We start from the raw sequence: 21,130 nt of genomic DNA, 5'->3' as shown, positions 1-21,130 counted from the left end.
CCACGAAGTGGCGTTCTAAACGCCTCCGGCGCTACCCCTCCTCAGGCTCATAACCCAAGTTAGGTGCCAACCAGCGCTCAGCTTCTGACATCTCCATACCTTTACGCTTCGCGTAGCTTTCTACTTGGTCTTCGCTGATTTTCGCAACACCGAAGTATTGTGATTCAGGATGGCTGAAGTAGAAGCCGCTTACCGCTGCTGTTGGCAGCATTGCGTAAGAGTCGGTGATGGTCATGCCAGTGTTCTTCTCAACGTCTAGCAGTTCCCAAAGCAGGCCTTTCTCTGTGTGCTCTGGGCACGCAGGGTAACCTGGCGCAGGGCGGATGCCTTTGTATTTCTCGGCGATCAGATCTTCGTTGGATAGCTGCTCGTCCGATGCGTAACCCCAGATCTCTTTACGAACTTTATCGTGCATCATCTCAGCTAGGGCTTCGGCAAAACGGTCTGCCAGAGCTTTAACCATGATGGAGTTGTAGTCATCGTGGTCCGCTTCGTATTTCTCTACCAATTCATCACAGCCATGACCTGCAGTGACCGCAAAGGCACCAAGGTAATCTTGCTTGCCAGTTTCTTTTGGCGCTACGAAGTCGGTTAGACACATATTAGCTTTGCCAGCGACTTTTTCAGTTTGCTGACGCAGGTGATGTAGCTGCATCAGTACTTCGCTGCGGCTTTCATCTGTGTATAGCTCAATATCGTCGTGGTTAACGCTGTTCGCTGGGAAGATTCCAACAACCGCTTTAGCGGTTAGTAGTTTCTGATCAACCAAGTCTTTTAGCATCGCTTGAGCATCTGCAAATAGGCGAGTCGCTTCTTCACCGATGATCTCGTCATTTAGGATGCGAGGGTAACGACCCGCTAGCTCCCACGAGTGGAAGAACGGCGTCCAGTCGAAGTACTCTTGAATATCGCTTAGGGCGATATCATCAAATACATGAATGCCCGGTTTTAGCGGTGCTGGTGGAGTGTAGTTATCCCACTCGATCTGGTATTTGTTTTCACGTGCTGCTTCAAGTGTGACACGACGCTTGTCGTTCATACGGGCAGCGTGACGATCACGTACCGCTTGGTACTCTTCTTGAATCTCTTTTACGTAACCTTCTTTCTTCTCACCTAGCAGGCTAGAAGCAACGTTTACTGCTCGGGATGCGTTGGTTACGTGGACTACTTGATCGCGATGGAATACCGGATCGATCTTAACCGCTGTGTGGGCTTTAGATGTAGTTGCACCACCGATCAGTAGAGGAATATTAAATTCCTGACGTTCCATCTCTTTGGCAACGTGAACCATCTCGTCTAGAGATGGTGTGATCAAACCAGACAGTCCGATTAGATCAGCGTTCTCTTCACGTGCAGTACGCAGGATTGTTTCTGCCGGCACCATTACGCCAAGGTCGATGATCTCGTAGTTGTTACATTGCAGTACTACGCCCACGATGTTTTTACCTATATCGTGTACGTCACCTTTAACGGTTGCTAGTACGATCTTACCGTTAGAACTGCTCGCGCCGTCTTTCTCTTCTTCGATAAACGGCATTAGGTAAGCAACGGCTTTTTTCATTACACGTGCAGATTTTACTACCTGCGGCAGGAACATCTTACCGGCACCGAACAGGTCACCCACCACGCTCATGCCATCCATCAATGGACCTTCAATTACATGAAGTGGGCGGTCGTGGTTTTGACGTGCTTCTTCTGTGTCGTCTTCGATAAATTCGGTGATACCTTTAACCAGTGCGTGCTCAAGACGTTTATTAACGTCCCACTCGCGCCACTCTTGCGTTTTAGTATCTTCTTGTTGCGAACCATCGCCACGGTATTTCTCCGCAATATCCAGTAGGCGTTCAGTGCCGTCTTCACGGGTATTCTGGATAACGTCTTCTACTGCTAAACGAAGTTCTTCTGGAAGATCATCGTAGATTGCCAACTGACCGGCGTTAACGATACCCATATCCATGCCTTGCTGAATTGCATGGTAAAGGAACACACAGTGGATCGCTTCACGTACCGGGTTGTTACCACGGAAGGAGAAGGATACGTTGGATACACCACCGGAGATCTTCGCGTAAGGTAGGTTCTGTTTGATCCAGCCTGTTGCTTGAATAAAGTCTACGGCGTAGTTGTTGTGCTCTTCGATACCGGTTGCTACGGCAAAGATGTTTGGATCGAAGATGATGTCTTCTGGTGGATAGCCCACTTTATCGACAAGAACACGGTAGGAGCGTTCACAGATCTCGATCTTACGCTCGTAAGTATCGGCCTGACCTGTTTCATCAAAGGCCATTACCACTACAGCGGCACCGTAGCGGCGAAGCTTTTTCGCTTGTTCGATAAAGTTCTCTTCACCTTCTTTAAGGCTGATTGAGTTAACAACACCTTTACCTTGGATGCACTGCAGACCAGCTTCGATAACGTCCCACTTAGAGGAGTCGATCATGATCGGTACGCAAGCGATGTCAGGCTCAGATGCGATTAGGTTAAGGAACTTAACCATCGCTGCGTGAGCATCCAACATGCCTTCGTCCATGTTGATATCGATGATCTGTGCACCGTTTTCAACCTGTTGGCGAGCAACATCCAGTGCTGTTTCGTAGTCCTGCTCTTTGATCAAACGTTTGAACATCGCAGAACCAGTAACGTTGGTACGCTCACCAACGTTAACGAATAGGGTATCTTCGCCAATGTTCATAGGTTCAAGACCCGACAGACGACACTCTACTGGTAGTTCAGGAAGCTGACGCGGTTCAGCTTTTTCTGCCGCTTCACGAATCGCTTTGATGTGTGCTGGGGTCGTACCACAGCAACCACCGATAATGTTTAAGAAGCCTGACTGCGCCCATTCGCCGATCTCTTCAGCCATCTGCTCTGGTGTTTCATCGTAACCACCAAAGGCGTTTGGTAGACCTGCGTTAGGGTGAGCAGAAACGTGAGTTTCAGAAATACGAGACAGTTCTTCTACATACTGACGCAACTCATTAGGACCTAGGGCACAGTTAAGACCAACAGAGATTGGCTTAGCGTGGCGAACGGAGTTCCAGAAAGCTTCGGTTGTTTGACCGGATAGGGTACGACCGGATGCATCGGTGATCGTACCGGAGATCATCACTGGCAGACGGATGTCGTTTTCTTCGAAGTAAGTTTCTACCGCGTAGATAGCCGCTTTAGCATTTAGAGTATCGAAAATAGTTTCGATTAGGATGATGTCAGAACCACCCTCAATCAATCCGTCGATTGATTCTGTGTACGCTTCAACTAGCTCATTAAAGGAAACGTTACGGTACGCCGGATCGTTTACATCGGGAGAGATAGAACAAGTACGGTTTGTTGGGCCAAGCACACCTGCTACATAGCGTGGGCGATCCGGGGTTTCGGCTGTAATTTCGTCACAAGCTTCGCGCGCTAGACGCGCTGCTTCTACGTTGATCTCACGGCTGAGTGATTCCATCTCGTAATCAGCCATAGCGATCTGGGTCGCGTTGAAGGTATTGGTCTCGATGATATCAGCACCGGCCAAGAGGTATTCTTTGTGAATCGCTTTGATGATATCTGGCTTAGTCAGTACCAAAAGGTCGTTATTACCTTTGACTTCAATGTGCCAGTCTGCGAAACGCTCGCCGCGGTAATCCGCTTCTTCAAGCTTGTAATCCTGAATCATGGTGCCCATACCACCATCCAGAATCATAATGCGTTTTTTAAGGCTCTCTGAAAGCGTTTCAATCAAAGTTTTATCGGTCACAGTTAAATACCTAAATCAGCGACTACTAGAATAAGGTCGCTATTGTAAATCAATTAGTTAAGAAAGGGAGTGAGGAAAGTTAATCTATTGATGAACTTCGCTCAATTTGAGCTGAGCAAAGCTAATAAATAGCACTAATTTAGCTATGTCTTTAGTATTGGGTCCTATATGAGGGGCGGGTATTAAATCTGTTTGTGCTAAAGAATGCTCAATAACCCCTTAATATTTTCCCAGATGGTGGTAGAATAGCCGCCCTTTGTGCAGTGCGAATATATCTCGAAGGGCAAAAATGTCAGTCCTTTAGACGTTTTTCGTATTATGTGCAGCGCAAAATACTGGTTAAAATGCCGTTTTTTGTGGACGAGCTTTCCTGTCATACCGTTAAAAAGGGTAGAAACAGGTACAGCGTTGATGTGTTACTCATATTTATTCGGCCAAAAGCTGAGATGAGTAGCGAAAGGGGGCAACCGGGGTAAACCCTGGTAAAGATGAGCAAACGCAGGATTTAGTCTATGCTGCAGACATTCTTAAAGTGCAAGCTACACCGTGTAACAGTAACTCACGCTGAGCTTCACTACGAAGGTTCATGTGCGATCGATGGTGTGTTGCTTGATAAGTCAGGCATTCGTGAATATGAACTAATTCATATTTACAATATCAACAATGGCGAACGCTTTACTACTTATGCAATCCGTGCAGAAGAGAACAGCGGTATTATCTCTGTTAACGGTGCGGCAGCGCATAAAGCAAGTAAAGGTGATCTACTGATCATCGCTTCTTACGTTCAACTGGACGACAAAGAGGTTGAAGAACACCAGCCAACACTTTGCTACTTTGAAAATGCGAAGTCAGATGGCGGCGTAGGCGCAACTGATGAAGAGCTTCATCAGCGAAACGTGCTAACAGGTATGAAACGCGCAATTCCTGTTCAGCCGAAAGATATCTGATCAAGATTTTTAAAAAGCCACTCACCGTTGAGTGGCTTTTTTGTTTAGAGAAAACCCGCCGAGTGCGGGTTTTCTTTTGTCTATATGTTTGTAGTGAATCCCACTGAGGTATGAATTTTTAGGCCTAATATCGCCTTGCATGGTAGGGCTATTGCGGGTAAATTGGCGCCCAGAATATTGCTTAGGCAAACATAATAAGCACACCAAAATACAATATTAGGAGTTACACGTGGAACTCGCATGTCTTGACCTTGAAGGGGTATTGATCCCAGAAATCTGGATCGCTTTTGCTGAAGAAACTGGTATTGAAGAATTAAAAGCGACGACTCGTGATATTCCTTGTTACGACGAGCTAATGCAGCAGCGTCTTCGCATTCTTGATGAACACGGTCTAAAACTGCCGCAGATTCAAGAAACTATCAGCAAACTTGAGCCTCTAGAAGGTGCAGTTGAGTTTGTTAACTGGTTGCGTGAGCGTTTTCAGGTTGTGATCCTATCTGATACGTTCTACGAATTCTCTCAGCCGCTAATGCGTCAGCTGGGCTTTCCAACACTTCTTTGTCACAAGCTAGAAGTAGACGAAGATGGCCGTATCACTGACTACACTTTGCGTCAGAAAGATCCTAAGCGTCAGTCTGTTCGTGCATTCCAGTTGTTGAACTACCGTGTAATCTCTGCGGGCGATTCTTACAACGATACAACTATGCTTAAGCAAGCAGAAGCGGGTATCTTGTTCCACGCGCCTGATAATGTAATTGCTGAGTTCCCTCAGTTCCCAGCAGTGCACACGTACGAAGATCTGAAGAAAGAATTTATCAAGGCAAGTAACCGCGATCTAAGCCTGTAAGCTCTTTCCTACTTAATCTACTGCTCAAAAAAGTCTATATTGGGCAGTAGATTAGGCATTCTCCCCAAGCCTTTCTTATTAGTTTTTGTTAATATATTTCCCGTCGTCGTTTAAGCGCCGGATTTATTCTTCCTCTTATTTAAGGTGTTTACCCTATGCCTCTGGCAAAGATTATCAGTGCTAATTCTCTTCTATCCGACCAATTGGTTGGTATTTTGGCTGAGGACTATCAACTGGAAATATCTTCTTGCTTGAGGGAGGTGTGTGTAGATAGTGATCTAGTGTTACTTGATCATGACCTTGTTGGCCAGTATGACGAATCTGAATTAGTTACGGCTATCCAGCAGTATGAGCATCTGCATGTTCCGGTCATTTTAGTTTGGAACAATGCAGAGGAAGATTACCGTGAGTTCGCTATCGAAGTAGGATGTTCTGATTATCTAAGACCGCCGTTTTTTCCATCGGTTGTAAATGCCAAGTGCAAAACTTATATCAGCTTGGCTAAACTCAAGCAGAACTTTACATCGCGTGCAGCAACAGATGTGCCTACGAGTGCAGTACCTGCTGGTGATCTAGTTGATGTCACAGAACTATTGGCCGTTCAAGATGCGGCTATCTTATGTTTGGCGACGATTGCTAGAATCCGTGACCATTCTACCGGGAACCATATTCTTAGAACTCAGCACTATGTAAAAGCATTAGCTGAGCACCTTTATAAGAATCCTGCTTATCATGACGAGCTGGATGCTGAGACGATTGAGCTGTACTACAAGACTTCAGCTCTGCACGATATCGGTAAAGTGGGAATTCCAGATCATATCCTTCAAAAACCGGGTGAATTAACAGCTGAAGAGTATCGTGTGATGAAAACTCATACGGTTTTAGGTTATCAGGCAGTAACTTCGGCTCAACAGTTGCTGGATAGTTCATCCAGCGGCAAAGCGGTTAAGTTTTTGGAGCTGGCTCAGCAAGTGACTTTAAGTCATCACGAGCGCTGGGATGGAGAAGGCTATCCGCAAGGCTTGAAAGGTGAAAACATCCCATTGATTGCACGTTTGATGGCGGTGGCTGATGTTTATGATGCGATGATCTCACGCAGGCCTTATAAAAATGCTGTTGATCATGAACGCGTGACTAATGTCATTGTTTCCGGTCGCGGTAGCCATTTTGATCCAGCAGTTGTGGATGCGTTTTTGGATCTACAGGATATGTTTGAAAGGATCTCTTTCAAGCTGGAAGATGTGTTCCCATCCAGTGCTGATTTGATGCTTCATTCCATGAGCGATCTTATTGCTGAAAATGATCTTGCTACGGCTGAGGAACTAGCGGGTAGTTAAATGCTTCGCGGGTAGTCCTGAGTTGTGAAGGAAGCCATTTTTGGTAGGACTCATAGATGGTTGTTTTTAACTCTTCATCTTTTTCGATCATCTGATTGAGCGTGCTTATCAGCGCTTTATTCCAGTCTCCTTTGGCACATCCTACGTGCCCCATGCTTGTTACTGGTTGGCCTTCAAGCGGAACAAAATATAGATCTTCACTAATATCGTGCTCTAACTTGCTAAACTGTGCTTCTTCAGGCCTACCGATCATTGCGTCTAACCGATGGTTCTGCACCATCTGAATAAGTCTTTCCTGATCTTTTTGGCCTGTTTTAACTTTAAAGATGCTATTTGGCTTAGTTTTATTCTTTTGAATGATTTCGTCGATGTATGCAGAGTAGGCTCTTGCATCATGAATGCTAATAGAAAGGGGCTTTTTGGTTAAACTGTTAAGGTTAACAGGGTTAATTTTGTCTGCACTGACGCCAAATTTATGTAGAGCTCCTTTTGTGGTCACTAAGCCATTTGCGTACAAGCGCATTAATGGCTGACTAAAATCCATAAATTTTTGTCTTTCTTTCGAATTAACTAAAGATACATGGCAGATCATCTGTCCCTCTTTAGCTAACTGCATTGCGCGCTTTAGGCTCATATCGCTACTGATATGACGATAATGTTTTAACTTTCGCTTAAATAGCTTGATTGCTTCATCGCCGATACCTTGATTGCTGTATTTGCCTTTTAGGATGAATACGGGAGCAAAATCGGTTCTGGCCCATACGATGATCGGTTTTTCGTTGGTCGATATTTTTGATGGGTGCTTATCGGCTACAGCAGCATAAGGGCTAGCCAAATAAAACATTAGTAGTGAGATTGATAATAGCCTGCTGCGCTGCATAGTAATTCCTTTTGGAACACGACAGTTCAAGTATAGGCAATCTATTGGGATATGTAGGTTAAATTTAGCTAGGTCTGACTCAGTGCGAATCGATTGTTCATTCGGTTTAAACGAAGTGCCATCTTTAGGATCAATTGGTCCTTGAGTTTCTCTCTAGTTTCTATCGGAAGCTCATCCAGCAATTCTTGGTCGATAACAAGCGCCGTGCTGTCTGTATTAGCGATAACACTAGCTGTTCGAGGTTCATTGGTTAAGAAAGATATCTCACCAATTATCTCGCCAGGTGAAAGTTGGGTTATTAGTTGCTGAGAAGTACCTTTTAGTACATTGACACCGCCGCTCAAAAGGATAAAAAAGCGTTTATCTAGTGAGTCTTCATCGGTTAGATAATCTCCGGTTTTGTAAGCAACGAAATACCAATGAAACTGAGCAAGAAGCTGTTTGTCCTTGCGGTTCATATCGTCGAATAAAGCCACTTTATCCAGAATGGCTAGAGCACTTTCTTTACTGAGCGTCTTGTTTTTAGCCATAGATATACTCCTTCTAGTTAGGAATAGTCGCTTCCAAGCATTGGAGCAAGTTATTCACTTTGTCGAAGGTTTCTTGATATTCCATGGACGAAACAGAGTCTGCGACAATCCCGCCACCCGCCCAGCAGAAAATCTGATTGTTTTCGCAAAGCAGGGTGCGAATAGTAATGCTGGTGTCCATTCGACCGCATAGGCTGATATAGCCGATAGACCCGCAGTAGATAGAACGACGATGCGGTTCTAGTTCCTCGATAATCTCCATTGCTCTTATCTTTGGAGCGCCGGTAATAGAGCCACCAGGGAAGCAATGTTTTAGTAGAGCAATCGGCGAGTAATCGGAACTTAAGTAGCCAGTGACTGTGCTGACTTTGTGATGCACATTGGCGTAGCTCTCAATGTTGAAGAGCTTAGGTACTTTTACAGAGTTATGCTGACAGACCTTACTAAGATCGTTGCGCATCAGATCGACGATCATAAGATTCTCTGCGCGATCTTTAAGTGAATCGCTAAGTTCCTGTTTGAGGAGTTGATCTTCTGCCGTATCAGATGAGCGTGGTCGCGTACCTTTGATCGGCTTAGTCGTTACTACCCCGTCTTTAGTTTCTAAGAACTGCTCAGGGGATAGAGACAGAATTTGCTGCTCACCCAAATCGATGTAAGCAGAATAGGGTGTTGGCGCATGGGTTCTTAGCTTTTTATAGGCTTCCCAGCTGTCGCCTTGATAGCTGCTATTAAAGCGTTGAGCAAAGTTAACCTGATAACAGTCGCCAGCATGGATGTAGTTATCTATCTGCTCAAGCTTCTGTTGATATTCCGCTTCAGTGATATTGGCGCTAAAGGCTTTATCAAGCTGGAAATCAGCGTTTGGCGAGGTTGTTGCTCGAGTCAGTTGCAGTTCGATCTGGTCGAGTTGCTCTTTAGATACGCGATGATCGGCAACGAGGTAAGCTTGCTCTTTATGGTGATCAACCACTAAACCCCATAGGTACATGCCTACTTGCATGTCGGGTAGGGATGCAAAATCTTCTGCCTTCGCCGGCATGTTTTCAACGGATCGACCCAGATCATAAGCAAAGTGACCGATGATACCGCCTTGGAAGGGCAGGTCTGCTTGTTTCGCTTGCGGGTTTTGATAGCGGTTGTACAGATCTTGTAGTGCATCAAATGCAGGTTGATCTGCATTCATGCTCAAGGTTTCAACCGGTGCAGCCGCGATGATGTCGAACCGTCCCCATGGACAGTTAGGGCGACCACTATCAAGAAATACAGCATTACCTAGAGGGCGAAGGCGCTCAAAGTAAATTTCACTGTTAGCTAAATACGGAACAGAACGTTGGGTGATCAATGAACTGGCTTAATTCTTAGTTATTGAATGAAGTGTGTGAATTGTATGTAACCCCATTGGAACTGTCTATGTGAAAGGCTTTGTCGCAACGAAATAAGTGAAAACAACTGAAAACCTTTAAAAATCGTTGCTTGTTTTTCGTTCATACCAAAGATTGTCGACAAAATGCTGGTTTGGTTACTCTGTTCAGCTAGAATGAGATTAAATCTATTAAAGCATTAAGAGTATTGTTGCTACATGAAGCATCCTTTTAGTGTTGATAAGCAAAGCCTTACTTTGCCTGATCAGCATATTGTTTATCGAATCTATCGAAATCCTGATATTAAGCCTTCCAGAAGGCTGGTCTTACTGCATGGTGCAGGTGTTGCTGGGGTTGATACTTGGGAGCATATCACTGCATTTTTAACTCAATGGTCTGAGGTGTTAGTGCCTGACCAAAGAGGCATGGGTGATACCTATTTCCCCGATAAGAAAGAACACCCCTTTGCAGCGCAGGAGCTGGTTGCAGACTTAAATGCCTTAGTTGATCACTTAGGCTGGTGGCAGTTTGATTTAGCAGGTTATTCCTTAGGTGGCTTAATCTCGCTGCTGTTTAAACAGCAGCACTCTGATCGTGTTGGTAAGCAGTATCTATTGGAATCGGCGGTGCTAGATCGTCCTTGCTGGGAAACCACCATAGAGCTACGTAACCAATTCTCGGAGGCGGCGCTGAATCTTAGAGGTTCTGTGCAGGTAGAGAAGGGTATTGTTAACTTTTTAGACGCGATCTCGCCTAATCGTAAAGTTTCACCGCAAGTAGAAAAGTTAACTGTCAGCAGATTAGGGGCACGACCTGAGGGTTTTGCGAATGCTTTGGACTGCGTAACACAGGCAGTAAAGCAGATAGATAGAGAAGAATTAGTGGCGGCGCAAGGTGATGTGACCAGCTTTATAGGTGGTAACAGTGTCGACCTTATGCACCAGTACCAGCGAGAGCTGGCGGAGCGTCTGCCTAATTGGCACTACTTTTTGATGGCTGGAACTGATCATTCGTTACCGTTTCAAAAGCCGCGCCAGATCGCGCGAGTGATGAATGATGAGTTACAGCGTTATATAACTAACAAATAATTACGAAGTGATAAGGTAAAACCCTTAAACTTTTGTATTGTGTTGACAATCTTTTCGCTATTTCGAGTTGACGGCTCAATTTAGCAGGAGTATCTTGGTCTCAGTTCAAGATTGTCGACAATCTTCAATCAAGGGTTGTTATGACTGATAAAACAGACAATAAAGCGTTTCAACAAGAAACGCGCACATTGGCCGATCGCGTTTGCGAACAAATTGTAACTGCGATTGTGGTGGGGGATATTCCTCCCGGTCAGAAGATCAGCGAGCCTGAGCTTGCCAAAACATACGGCATTAGCCGTGGGCCATTGCGAGAAGCGATGCGTCGTTTGGAAGCGCTAAGGTTAGTTGAGCGTAAGCCTCATGTCGGTGCGCGGGTTGTTAATCTGTCGGCAAAAGAACTTATTGAAATATATCGTGTCCGCGAAGCACTTGAAGGTATGGCCTGCCGCTTAGCAGCAGAGAATATGCCTCAAGACGAAATCGATAGCCTGCGTGCTCTATTAGATGAGCATGAACAGAGTGTCGAACAGCTAGAGGGCCGATCGTATTTCCAAAAAGAGGGTGATCTGGATTTTCACTACCGCATTGTTCACGGCAGCAAAAATGAGAAGCTGCTCGAATTTTTAGGCGGGGATCTATATCACTTAGTACGAATGTACAGATACCAGTTCAGTGTCTCTAGTTCACGACCAAAACGTGCACTTAAAGAGCACCGCCAGATTGTAGACGCGATTGAATCTCGTGATCCGGAATTGGCTGAAATGCTCATGCGCCGACATATAGGTGCAGCACGCCGAAACGTGGAAGAGAAACTGAACGCAGCGACCGAAACCAGAGGGGAAGAACATGTCCAATAACCTGTCTGCCGGTGCACGTTTTCGTAAAGCACTAGCTGAAACAAACCCACTTCAGATTGTAGGTACGACTAACGCATATCACGCCATGATGGCTGAACGTGTAGGTCATAAAGCAATTTACTTATCTGGTGGTGGTGTCGCTAACCACTCATACGGTTTGCCTGACCTAGGCATGACATCAATGAATGATGTTCTAGCAGATGTAAGCCGTATTACCAGCGCAGTAGAAACTCCGCTGATGGTTGATATTGATACGGGATGGGGTGGTGCTTTTAACATTGCACGCACAGTTAAAGAGATGATCAAAGCAGGTGCGGCTGCAGTTCACATTGAAGATCAGGTAGCACAAAAGCGTTGTGGTCACCGTCCAAACAAAGAGATTGTTACGCTTGAAGAGATGGTTGATCGTGTTAAAGCAGCGGTTGATGCCAAAACTGATGACGACTTCTTTGTTGTAGCACGTACAGATGCTTTCCAGATGGAAGGTCTGAATGCTGCAGTTGAGCGCGCACAAGCATGTTTAGAAGCAGGTGCAGATGGCATCTTCGCAGAAGCAGTGCACACGCTAGATGATTACAAAGCGTTTTCTGATGGCATCAATGGTGCGCATCTATTGGCTAACATCACTGAGTTTGGTGCTACGCCACTATTCAATAAAGATGAATTGGCTGAACACGGTGCAAGCATGGTGCTATACCCACTGTCTGCATTCCGCGCAGCTAATAAGGCAGCCCTTAATGTATACGAGCACCTTCTAAAAGATGGTGATCAAAAAGCGGTTGTCGACACTATGCAAACACGTATGGAACTTTACGATTTCTTGAATTATCACGACTTCGAGCAGAAGTTGGATGCATTGTTCGCAGAAGGTAAGAACAAGTAAGCGCTATTTTTATTTTACGCCTTACTTAATTGATTTTAGCAAGCGGGTCGCAGAACCCGCATAGATAGGAAACAGGAGCATAATCATGGTCGACAAAAAACTGGGTGGTGCTGGTCTACGTGGTCAGTCTGCAGGTGAAACGGCATTATGTACTGTAGGTAAAACAGGTTCAGGTCTGACTTACCGTGGTTACGATATCAAAGAACTATCTGATAAAGCGCAGTTTGAAGAAGTTGCTTATCTTCTACTTTACGGAAAACTGCCAAATCAGGCTGAGCTAGATGCATACAAAGCTAAGCTAAAAGGTATGCGTGCTCTGCCAGAAGCACTAAAAACAGTTCTAGAACAGATTCCTGCTGAAGCGCACCCAATGGACGTGATGCGTACAGGTTGCTCTATGTTGGGTAACTTAGAAGAAGAGAAAGATTTCTCTGAGCAGCACGATCACATCGATCGCATGCTTGCAGTCTTCCCTGGCATGATCAACTACTGGTACAACTTCAGCCACAACGGCGTACGTGTAAACGTTGAAACTGATGCAGATTCTATTGCTGAGCAGTTCCTATGGACACTTCACAACGAGAAGCCTGAGCCGCTACACGTTGAAGTAATGCACGCGTCTTTGATCCTTTACGCTGAGCACGAATTCAACGCGTCTACATTCACTGCGCGTGTATGTGCATCAACGCTATCTGATATTCATAGCTGTGTGACTGCTGCAATTGGTTCCCTTCGTGGTCCTCTTCACGGCGGTGCTAATGAAGCGGCAATGGATATGGTTGAGCAGTGGAAATCTGCGGATGAAGCTGAAGAAGCGATCATGGGTATGTTGGCGCGTAAAGACAAGATCATGGGCTTCGGTCACGCGATCTACCGCGAGTCTGACCCACGTAATGCGATCATCAAAGAGTGGTCTAAGAAGCTATCTGAGCAGGTTGGTGATACTCACCTGTACGCAGTTTCTGAGCGTGTTGAAGCAGTTATGTGGCGCGAGAAGAAGTTGTTCTGTAACGCAGACTTCTTCCATGCATCTGCATACAACTTCATGGGAATTCCTACGAAGCTATTTACACCTATCTTCGTTTGTTCTCGTGCGGCAGGTTGGACTGCTCACGTAATGGAGCAGCGCGCTAACAACCGTATCATCCGTCCATCTGCTGACTACACTGGTCCAGAAACGGCTGATTGGGTTGCTATCGAAGATCGTCCATAAGAGACGACAGTAGACAGCGGTTTGAGCTATCAGCCGGATCGCTGTCCTGATTTGAATAATAAAAAGCTGAAAGATTAGCTTTGCTAACCCCTCTCGGCTTGAATGAACCTGACAGGTTGTGCCATGAATACTGAATACCGCAAGCCTCTTCCGGGTACCTCTATAGATTTCTTTGATACCCGCCAAGCGATTGAAGATATCCAGCCAGGTGCTTATGCAAAACTGCCATACACGTCTCGTGTTTTGGCTGAGCAACTGGTGCGTCGCTGTGAGCCATCTGCGCTGACCGACTCTCTAAAACAATTGATCGAAACTAAACGTACACTGGACTTCCCATGGTACCCAGCGCGTGTTGTATGTCATGACATCCTTGGTCAGACTGCACTGGTTGACCTTGCTGGTCTGCGTGATGCGATTGCTGACCAAGGTGGTGATCCATCTAAGGTAAATCCAGTTGTACCGACTCAGCTTATCGTTGACCACTCTCTAGCAGTTGAAGCGCCAGGTTTCGATCCAGATGCGTTTGAGAAAAACCGTGCGATTGAAGATCGCCGTAACGATGACCGTTTCCACTTTATCGACTGGTGTAAAACTGCGTTTGATAACGTAGATGTTATCCCAGCAGGTAACGGCATCATGCATCAGATCAACTTGGAGAAGATGTCTCCGGTTATCCAAAACCGCGATGGTGTAGCTTACCCAGATACTTGTGTAGGTACGGACTCCCACACGCCACACGTTGATGCACTAGGTGTAATCGCGATTGGTGTAGGTGGTCTAGAAGCAGAAACCGTTATGCTTGGTCTGCCTTCTATGATGCGCCTACCAGACATTGTAGGTGTGAAGATTGTTGGTGAACGCCAGCCTGGCATCACTGCGACAGACATCGCACTTGCAATGACTGAGTTCCTACGTAACGAGAAAGTTGTTTCTGCTTACCTAGAATTCTTCGGTCCTGGTGCTGCGACCTTGTCTATCGGTGACCGTGCGACACTGTCCAACATGACACCTGAATACGGTGCGTCTGCGGGTATGTTCTACATCGATGAGCAGACTATCGATTACTTGAAGCTAACAGGCCGTGAACCAGAACAGGTAGCGCTAGTTGAGCAATATGCGAAACACACAGGTCTATGGGCTGATGATCTAGTTGAAGCACAGTACGAGCGTGTACTTGAGTTTGATCTGTCTAGCGTTGTTCGTAACATGGCTGGTCCTTCTAACCCACATCGTCGTCTACCAACGACTGCGCTAAATGAGCGCGGTATTGCTGGTGAAGATATGTTGGCTGCAGCAAAAGCTGAAGAAGCAGAAGGCCTAATGCCAGATGGTGCGGTAATCATTGCTGCTATCACATCTTGTACAAACACATCTAACCCGCGCAACGTTGTTGCTGCAGGTCTAGTTGCTAAAAAGGCAAACGAGCTAGGTCTAGTGCGTAAGCCTTGGGTTAAAACCTCTTTTGCACCAGGTTCTAAAGTTGCGAAACTTTACTTGGAAGAAGCGGGTCTATTACCAGAACTTGAGAAACTAGGTTTCGGTATCGTGGCATACGCATGTACTACATGTAACGGTATGTCCGGTGCGCTAGACCCTGTTATCGAGAAAGAAGTCGTTGAACGCGATCTATACGCAACAGCTGTTCTATCGGGTAACCGTAACTTCGATGGGCGTATCCACCCACACGCCAAGCAAGCATTCCTAGCGTCGCCACCGCTGGTAGTTGCTTACGCAATCGCAGGTACAGTTCGTTTCGATATCGAGAATGATGTATTGGCTGTTGTTGATGGCAAAGAGATCACACTAAAAGATCTATGGCCATCAGATGAAGAGATCGATGAAATCGTAGCTAAGGCAGTTAAGCCAGAGCAGTTCAACCAGATCTACATCCCAATGTTCGATCTTGGTGACGTTGAGCGCGCAGAAAGCCCGCTTTACGACTGGCGTAAAATGTCTACTTATATCCGTCGCCCTCCATACTGGGAAGGTGCATTGGCAGGCGAGCGTACTATGAAAGGTATGCGTCCGCTGGCGGTTCTAGGTGACAACATCACAACTGACCACCTGTCCCCATCTAATGCGATTCAAGCGAGTTCTGCTGCAGGTGAATACTGCGCGAAGATGGGTCTTCCAGAAGAAGACTTTAACTCTTACGCAACTCACCGTGGTGACCACTTAACAGCACAGCGTGCAACGTTCGCTAACCCGAAACTGTTGAACGAAATGTGTCGTGACGAAAACGGTGAGATCAAGCAGGGTTCCCTTGCGCGTATCGAGCCTGAAGGTACAGAAAGCCGCATGTGGGAAGCAATTGAAACCTACATGGATCGTAAACAGAACCTAATCATCGTTGCAGGTGCTGACTACGGTCAGGGCTCATCCCGAGATTGGGCTGCGAAAGGTGTTCGCCTTGCAGGTGTGGAAACAATCGTTGCTGAAGGCTTCGAGCGTATCCACCGTACTAACCTAGTTGGTATGGGCGTACTACCTGTTCAGTTCAAAGAGGGTGATACCCGTAACACTTACGGTATTGATGGTACTGAGACATTTGACATCGTTGGTGATATCTCACCACGTTGCGATCTAACTTTGATCATCAACCGTGCTAACGGCGAGAAGGTAGAAGTACCAGTGACTTGTCGTTTGGATACTGCTGCGGAAGTACATGTGTACAACGCGGGTGGTGTTCTACAGCGTTTCGCTAAAGATTTCCTAGAAGGAAATTAATAGCAGGCAGTTCCGATAGGCGTTGTTTGCAAATCCTAGCTCTACAGGCTCACGTAGGGCTGGGGTTTCAAAGTCGAGCAAGCAGCGCCCATCATTTTGCCGAGAATAGAAGCAAAGCTTTTACTAACAATGACTGGCCAGAGTAGAGACTGCATGTGGCCTTGAATGCAAGGTCATGTCAGTCATTGTTACTAAGCGTTTTATTCGAATTGATAGAGCAGCTTTTGATAGCTGTGTGAATCAAGTAGGAAAAGTTTATGTCACACGTACCACAGATAAAAATCCCAGCGACTTACTATCGCGGCGGAACCAGTAAAGGTGTTTTCTTTCGTCGTCAGGATCTGCCAGAAGTAGCGCAAGAGCCAGGCGAAGCTCGTGACAACATACTAATGCGTGTGATCGGTAGCCCAGACCCTTACGGCCAGCAAATTGATGGCATGGGCGGTGCAACATCCAGTACCAGTAAAACCGTGATTTTGGATAAAAGTTCAGTTGCAGATCACGATGTGGATTACCTGTTCGGTCAGGTAGCGATCAATAAGCCTTTCGTAGATTGGTCGGGTAACTGCGGTAATTTGACGGCAGCCGTAGGTGCTTTCGCGATCAGTGGCGGGCTAGTAGACCCAGAGCGTATTCCTGAAAACGGCATCTGCACAGTTCGTATTTGGCAAAAGAATATTAAGAAAACCATCATTGCTCATGTGCCAATTACCAATGGTGAAGTGCAGGAAACCGGTGACTTTGAGTTGGACGGTGTAACTTTCCCAGCGGCTGAGGTTGTGATTGAGTTTATGGACCCGGCTGATGGTGAAGGTTCCATGTTCCCAACGGGTAACTTGGTTGATGATATGGAAGTGCCGGGTATTGGTACCTTTAAAGCAACATTCATCAATGCAGGTATCCCGACTATCTTCGTGAATGCTGAAGATATTGGCTACAAAGGCACTGAGCTACAGAAAGATATTAATGGTAATGCCGATGAGTTGGCGCGTTTCGAAACCATGCGTGCACACGGTGCTGTGCAGATGGGTTTGATCAGCGATATCTCTGAAGCAGTTGCACGTCAGCATACGCCGAAGATTGCGTTTGTTGCGCCTGCGACTGACTACGAAGCATCAAGCGGTAAGCAGATCTCTGCAAACGATATTGATGTCTGTGTACGTGCATTATCTATGGGCAAATTACACCATGCGATGATGGGCACAGCCTCTGTTGCTATTGCCACTGCTGCAGCTGTACCAGGTACCTTAGTTAACCTTGCTGCCGGTGGTGGTGAGCGTGAAGCGGTAACTTTTGGTCATCCATCTGGCACATTGCGTGTTGGTGCTGCCGCTGAAGAGGTTAACGGCGATTGGACTGCTAAGAAAGCGGTAATGAGCCGAAGTGCCCGTGTAATTATGGAAGGCAATCTACGCATTCCAGGAGACAGTTTCTAGTTCTAGAGTAACCCTGAAGGGCTCACTGGGGTTCTATTTTCCTATCAGAGTAGATACTCCAGCTCTTCCTTAACGACCACGCTTTTTAGCGTGGTTTTTTTTATCTGGAAAAAGCTAAATGATCATTTTATGGGTTAGGCGCTTTTTTGTTAGATAAGAAAAAAGAACATACACCAGAAGAAAAGATAATGATGAGCCCAATACCGCTGATCATATCAGGCCATTCATCAAACAAAACAACGCCAAGTGCCGTTGCGATAATGAGTTGAGAATAAACGAACGGTGCAACAATACTGGCTTCTAGGTGTTTGCTGCTTTGCAGGATTATTAGATTTCCAATAGCAGACGCGAGTGAGCTAACTAAGATCAGTGTGACCAGATGGGTATCCAATTCTGCGGGAATGGTTGGTGTAGCTATAGGCGCCAGAGCCAAACTGCCTGCTAAGAGAGTGGATAGCAGAATGAGTCTTGGTCTAAATTGCCCGGCCAGCCATCGATTACACACCAGCATACAGCCAAAACACGTACCTGCTAGTAGTGCTAAGGGTGCGCCTGTTCCCATATTAAATCCTGGCTTTACTACCATCAGAACAGCGGCAAAGCCTATAAGCAAAGCGATTGAGCGCGCCGGTGTAATTGTCTCTTTAAGAATTAATCCGGCTAGAAAATAAGAAACGATTGGTCCTATAAAGAAGATACCAAAGACATTGGCGATAGGCTCGGTTTTCAGCGCTGTGAGCATGCTGAAGATAGCGCAGGTGAATAAACCTGCACGGATTAATAAGCGCCAGTTAAAGAGTTGACCGACCTCTTTAATCGTCAATCCAGAGAAGGGCAGAACAAACGCAAAGCCAACAGCGAGCCTGCTCCAAGCAATAAATAGTGGATCTACACCTTGAATGCCAAGCAGTTTACCGGCGGAGTCCCCAACAGGTATGAGCGACAAGCCTACTAGCAGGAAAGCAATGAGAAGTGCTTTGGATTTTAATGTCATCCTTAACTCGGTATTAGGTATGTAGGTGTAAGGACAGTACCCTAAGTCTGTTCTGACGGCCAGTTATTCAGCTGTTAGAACGGGGCTTAGCTCTTTAAGCTATTTCTCTATCAGTCTTTTGCTGCTTTTAGCTGTTTTCTACCGAACTTGGCCTGTCTTTAAACTTAATCCCACCAAAAGTACCAGCAGTCGTGGTTAAGTAGAACTTCTGCAAGTTTTGAAACTGTTTCCACGCCTTGATCTACAATATCCGGACAATATAGATATTGCTCCCAAGCCAGTTCCATTGCTTCTTCTGCGGTTTGTGGTGGCTTAGTAATATAAGCTTCAATCACGTCATTGCTGACCCCGACAATCTTAGCGCCATACTTTAGCTGCCAATGTTTCCACATGGCGCAGTGAACTTCTGGTTCAGGGCAGGCGTTCCAGCCACCAAACTTAAAATGAGCGGGGATCTTCCAGCTACTGTCGGTTTTAATTTTGACGCCTAAAAGATTATCTACGGCTTCGCCTGTGACAAAGTCTGTCGCAAGATTAAAGCCTTGTTTATCACTTGATTCAGCTTTAAATTCGCCGGTTATTTCTGCGAGGTTTAACTCCTCATCTGATTCTAACAGTTGGCGTCGTTTGCTGAGCCATGTAGCTGCTTTGATCTTTGCAGCAGCGCGGATAATATCTTTTGGAGATTGCGAGCTTTCTAGAAGGTGCTCTTCAATATAAGATTTATCTTCTTCAGTACCGCATACCACCAGTTTGTTATCTTTGCTGCTTGCCTTAATAGCTTTTGCGAAGGCATCAGCTGGATCAAGATTGACGAATTTCATTTTCGGCCCTAAAGAATAGTTTCGCGTAATGGTATCAGAAATGGGAGGGGGATTTATCAGTCTGTTTGAGTTGCTAAGGGAGTGGCTTAGTTAATCAGTCTTTTTTAAGTACGGGTCGAGCAGTTACGTGTAGTTGGAAGAAAGTGACTGATATTCTTTGATGCGGTGTTATGAGTGTTCTTCCGATCGGTGGCTTAAAGCTTAACGTAAGTCAGTAGCAAATTGCCTGATTTGATCTATGAGGAATATGCACAATACTGTTTAGATATTTGAGAAAATCGAGGCATGCTAGATGGGGTTAAATCGATACATAGCAAAGATAATATGTTTTTTTGCGCTATGTTCTTCGGCTGCCTTGGCTGACGATATTCCAGAAGTGATCTTTGCAACGACGCTTCATTACCCTCCCTATGAATATCGTGAAAACGGCGAACCGAAAGGGCTTGCTGTAGACATTGCCAAAGAGGCTCTGACCCGAGTCGGCGTTAAGCAAATTGATTTCCAGTTTTTTCCGTGGAAGCGTGCGGTCTATGTGACTGAGCATGGAGAGCGTGATTTGCTCTTTAATGCCGGAAAAAATGCACCACGCCAGAAATGGGGTTACTACGTTGATAGTGTCTTGATTCAGCAAAGCTATGTGCTGTTTAAGCGCAAATCTGATCAATTTGAGGTTCAGCCTGATTTTTCAAATGTTAAAGATAAAGATATCTCTGTTAGAGCAGGCTATCTATACGGAAGCGGTCATTTCAGACAGGCGTTAGACAGTGAGAAGTTTCATAAAGTTGAGTTGGCTGATTCGACTGAACAAAGTGTTAAGCAGTTGCTGAATGATCGAGTAGATATGTTTGTTGGTGATTTGCTGCCAGTGATGTACTACATCCAAGAGCAAGAACTGGAAGATCAGATCGATATTGTGCTCTACAACGGTGAGCGAATGGAGGTGCTTTCTTGGTCAACTTACCTGTTGTTTTCTAAGTTGAGGGTGACGCCAGGTTTTGTAGAGAAAGTTCGGTTAGCGATGGAGCAAATGAAAGCGGATGGAACCTTTGCAGCGATCGAAAGCAAATACCAATATTAGGCAGGGTTAGTCATTTGGTAGAGCATTAAACTCTTCGCGCTTTTCGTTCATCCAGGCCTGCATCGCTTCAGGGTCTAACATCATCTGCTGTACTTTCTGCATGGCTGCTAGGTGGTCGGCATCTTGTTGCTGAAACATCTCCATACCATGTTGTTTTGCTAGCTCGGACATCTCTTCAAATGTGTTGGCTTTAAACTCAAGATCGCAACCGCCGCCAAGTTGCCTGCAAGTCATGGTCTTCACTGCTTTCTCCTTTCGGTAAATATCTGCTTAGTTATTCGCTTCAGGGTAGTTGAAAGTGCTTAATTGGACAAACTTCGTTTAAAGAGAGTGTGGGGGAAGAAGGGGGCTCATGATAGAAACAAAAAAGCCCGCTGATTTCTCAGCGG

The 21,130-nt window shown here is 45.8% G+C and carries 17 protein-coding genes; 10 read left to right on the top strand and 7 right to left on the bottom strand.

Annotated elements, in window-relative coordinates:
* Positions 1 to 31: 31 nt before the first annotated feature.
* Positions 32 to 3,682, bottom strand: a complete 3,651-nt coding sequence (metH, locus tag ACMXYT_RS09555; RefSeq protein ID WP_415901111.1) for a methionine synthase — start codon at positions 3,680 to 3,682, stop codon at positions 32 to 34.
* A 566-nt stretch (positions 3,683 to 4,248) separates the two neighbouring features.
* Between metH and panD the strand changes: the two genes are divergently transcribed.
* From panD to ACMXYT_RS09540, 3 genes are all read left to right on the top strand, one after another.
* Positions 4,249 to 4,683: an aspartate 1-decarboxylase gene (gene panD, locus ACMXYT_RS09550; RefSeq protein ID WP_415898476.1), complete on the top strand. Its 435-nt coding sequence runs from the start codon at positions 4,249 to 4,251 to the stop codon at positions 4,681 to 4,683.
* Positions 4,684 to 4,912: 229 nt separating this feature from the next.
* Positions 4,913 to 5,530 carry a bifunctional phosphoserine phosphatase/homoserine phosphotransferase ThrH gene (thrH, locus tag ACMXYT_RS09545; RefSeq protein WP_415887833.1) on the top strand — a complete coding sequence of 206 codons (618 nt, stop codon included), beginning with the start codon at positions 4,913 to 4,915 and terminating at the stop codon, positions 5,528 to 5,530.
* Between the two features lie 155 nt (positions 5,531 to 5,685).
* Positions 5,686 to 6,867 (top strand): HD domain-containing phosphohydrolase, encoded by a 1,182-nt coding sequence (locus ACMXYT_RS09540; protein ID WP_415898475.1) that lies wholly within the window; start codon positions 5,686 to 5,688, stop codon positions 6,865 to 6,867.
* On the opposite strand, the gene ACMXYT_RS09535 is transcribed toward ACMXYT_RS09540, so the two are convergent.
* From ACMXYT_RS09535 to pabB, 3 genes are all read right to left on the bottom strand, one after another.
* Positions 6,839 to 7,747, bottom strand: a complete 909-nt coding sequence (locus ACMXYT_RS09535; protein WP_415898474.1) for a hypothetical protein — start codon at positions 7,745 to 7,747, stop codon at positions 6,839 to 6,841. The genes ACMXYT_RS09540 and ACMXYT_RS09535 overlap by 29 nt on opposite strands.
* 68 nt (positions 7,748 to 7,815) lie before the next feature.
* A complete protein-coding gene (locus ACMXYT_RS09530) occupies positions 7,816 to 8,277 on the bottom strand; it encodes a cyclic nucleotide-binding domain-containing protein (RefSeq protein ID WP_415891765.1) in 462 nt (153 codons plus the stop codon).
* A 13-nt stretch (positions 8,278 to 8,290) separates the two neighbouring features.
* A complete protein-coding gene (pabB, locus tag ACMXYT_RS09525) occupies positions 8,291 to 9,622 on the bottom strand; it encodes an aminodeoxychorismate synthase component I (RefSeq protein ID WP_415898473.1) in 1,332 nt (443 codons plus the stop codon).
* Between the two features lie 237 nt (positions 9,623 to 9,859).
* On the opposite strand from pabB, the gene ACMXYT_RS09520 reads away from it, so the two are divergent.
* The 6 genes from ACMXYT_RS09520 (at position 9,860) to prpF (ending at position 17,845) form a co-directional block, all read left to right on the top strand.
* Positions 9,860 to 10,729, top strand: coding sequence for an alpha/beta fold hydrolase (locus tag ACMXYT_RS09520; protein ID WP_415881528.1), 870 nt, complete (start codon positions 9,860 to 9,862; stop codon positions 10,727 to 10,729).
* A gap of 140 nt (positions 10,730 to 10,869) precedes the next feature.
* On the top strand, positions 10,870 to 11,586 hold the full coding sequence (locus ACMXYT_RS09515) for a GntR family transcriptional regulator (RefSeq protein ID WP_415881527.1): 717 nt from the start codon (positions 10,870 to 10,872) through the stop codon (positions 11,584 to 11,586).
* Positions 11,576 to 12,469: a methylisocitrate lyase gene (gene prpB / locus ACMXYT_RS09510; protein ID WP_415887839.1), complete on the top strand. Its 894-nt coding sequence runs from the start codon at positions 11,576 to 11,578 to the stop codon at positions 12,467 to 12,469. Before ACMXYT_RS09515 ends, prpB begins: the two co-directional genes overlap by 11 nt.
* 85 nt (positions 12,470 to 12,554) lie before the next feature.
* Entirely contained in the window at positions 12,555 to 13,682 is a 1,128-nt protein-coding gene (prpC, locus tag ACMXYT_RS09505; RefSeq protein ID WP_415896018.1) for a 2-methylcitrate synthase, read from the top strand.
* A 123-nt stretch (positions 13,683 to 13,805) separates the two neighbouring features.
* Positions 13,806 to 16,409, top strand: coding sequence for a Fe/S-dependent 2-methylisocitrate dehydratase AcnD (gene acnD / locus ACMXYT_RS09500; protein ID WP_415898472.1), 2,604 nt, complete (start codon positions 13,806 to 13,808; stop codon positions 16,407 to 16,409).
* A gap of 257 nt (positions 16,410 to 16,666) precedes the next feature.
* A complete protein-coding gene (gene prpF, locus ACMXYT_RS09495) occupies positions 16,667 to 17,845 on the top strand; it encodes a 2-methylaconitate cis-trans isomerase PrpF (RefSeq protein WP_415898471.1) in 1,179 nt (392 codons plus the stop codon).
* A 127-nt stretch (positions 17,846 to 17,972) separates the two neighbouring features.
* On the opposite strand, the gene ACMXYT_RS09490 is transcribed toward prpF, so the two are convergent.
* Positions 17,973 to 18,839 (bottom strand): DMT family transporter, encoded by an 867-nt coding sequence (locus ACMXYT_RS09490; protein WP_415898470.1) that lies wholly within the window; start codon positions 18,837 to 18,839, stop codon positions 17,973 to 17,975.
* Positions 18,840 to 19,003: 164 nt separating this feature from the next.
* Entirely contained in the window at positions 19,004 to 19,663 is a 660-nt protein-coding gene (locus ACMXYT_RS09485) for a DUF4253 domain-containing protein (protein WP_415898469.1), read from the bottom strand.
* Positions 19,664 to 19,955: 292 nt separating this feature from the next.
* Here ACMXYT_RS09485 and ACMXYT_RS09480 point away from each other — a divergent pair, with 292 nt between their 5' ends.
* The gene (locus tag ACMXYT_RS09480) at positions 19,956 to 20,741 is read left to right on the top strand and encodes a substrate-binding periplasmic protein (protein ID WP_415911363.1); all 786 of its coding nucleotides are present in this window, start codon (positions 19,956 to 19,958) and stop codon (positions 20,739 to 20,741) included.
* 6 nt (positions 20,742 to 20,747) lie between these two features.
* On the opposite strand, the gene ACMXYT_RS09475 is transcribed toward ACMXYT_RS09480, so the two are convergent.
* Positions 20,748 to 20,975, bottom strand: a complete 228-nt coding sequence (locus ACMXYT_RS09475) for a DUF1059 domain-containing protein (protein ID WP_415888081.1) — start codon at positions 20,973 to 20,975, stop codon at positions 20,748 to 20,750.
* Positions 20,976 to 21,130: the final 155 nt, after the last annotated feature.

The sequence above is a fragment of the Neptuniibacter sp. QD37_11 genome (assembly GCF_047778105.1).
GTDB lineage: Bacteria > Pseudomonadota > Gammaproteobacteria > Pseudomonadales > Balneatricaceae > Neptuniibacter.
This window is presented reverse-complemented; position numbering and strand designations above follow the sequence as displayed.

Excerpts from the sequence above, each read along its gene's own strand:
- prpF (WP_415898471.1), top strand. The coding sequence starts at position 16,667 with ATGTCACACGTACCACAGATAAAAATCCCAGCGACTTACTATCGCGGC.
- ACMXYT_RS09475 (WP_415888081.1), bottom strand. The coding sequence starts at position 20,975 with ATGACTTGCAGGCAACTTGGCGGCGGTTGCGATCTTGAGTTTAAAGCC.
- ACMXYT_RS09530 (WP_415891765.1), bottom strand. The coding sequence starts at position 8,277 with ATGGCTAAAAACAAGACGCTCAGTAAAGAAAGTGCTCTAGCCATTCTG.
- ACMXYT_RS09480 (WP_415911363.1), top strand. The coding sequence starts at position 19,956 with ATGGGGTTAAATCGATACATAGCAAAGATAATATGTTTTTTTGCGCTA.
- prpB (WP_415887839.1), top strand. The coding sequence starts at position 11,576 with ATGTCCAATAACCTGTCTGCCGGTGCACGTTTTCGTAAAGCACTAGCT.
- prpC (WP_415896018.1), top strand. The coding sequence starts at position 12,555 with ATGGTCGACAAAAAACTGGGTGGTGCTGGTCTACGTGGTCAGTCTGCA.
- ACMXYT_RS09485 (WP_415898469.1), bottom strand. The coding sequence starts at position 19,663 with ATGAAATTCGTCAATCTTGATCCAGCTGATGCCTTCGCAAAAGCTATT.
- acnD (WP_415898472.1), top strand. The coding sequence starts at position 13,806 with ATGAATACTGAATACCGCAAGCCTCTTCCGGGTACCTCTATAGATTTC.
- ACMXYT_RS09490 (WP_415898470.1), bottom strand. The coding sequence starts at position 18,839 with ATGACATTAAAATCCAAAGCACTTCTCATTGCTTTCCTGCTAGTAGGC.
- ACMXYT_RS09535 (WP_415898474.1), bottom strand. The coding sequence starts at position 7,747 with ATGCAGCGCAGCAGGCTATTATCAATCTCACTACTAATGTTTTATTTG.
- panD (WP_415898476.1), top strand. The coding sequence starts at position 4,249 with ATGCTGCAGACATTCTTAAAGTGCAAGCTACACCGTGTAACAGTAACT.
- ACMXYT_RS09540 (WP_415898475.1), top strand. The coding sequence starts at position 5,686 with ATGCCTCTGGCAAAGATTATCAGTGCTAATTCTCTTCTATCCGACCAA.
- ACMXYT_RS09520 (WP_415881528.1), top strand. The coding sequence starts at position 9,860 with ATGAAGCATCCTTTTAGTGTTGATAAGCAAAGCCTTACTTTGCCTGAT.
- metH (WP_415901111.1), bottom strand. The coding sequence starts at position 3,682 with ATGATTCTGGATGGTGGTATGGGCACCATGATTCAGGATTACAAGCTT.
- ACMXYT_RS09515 (WP_415881527.1), top strand. The coding sequence starts at position 10,870 with ATGACTGATAAAACAGACAATAAAGCGTTTCAACAAGAAACGCGCACA.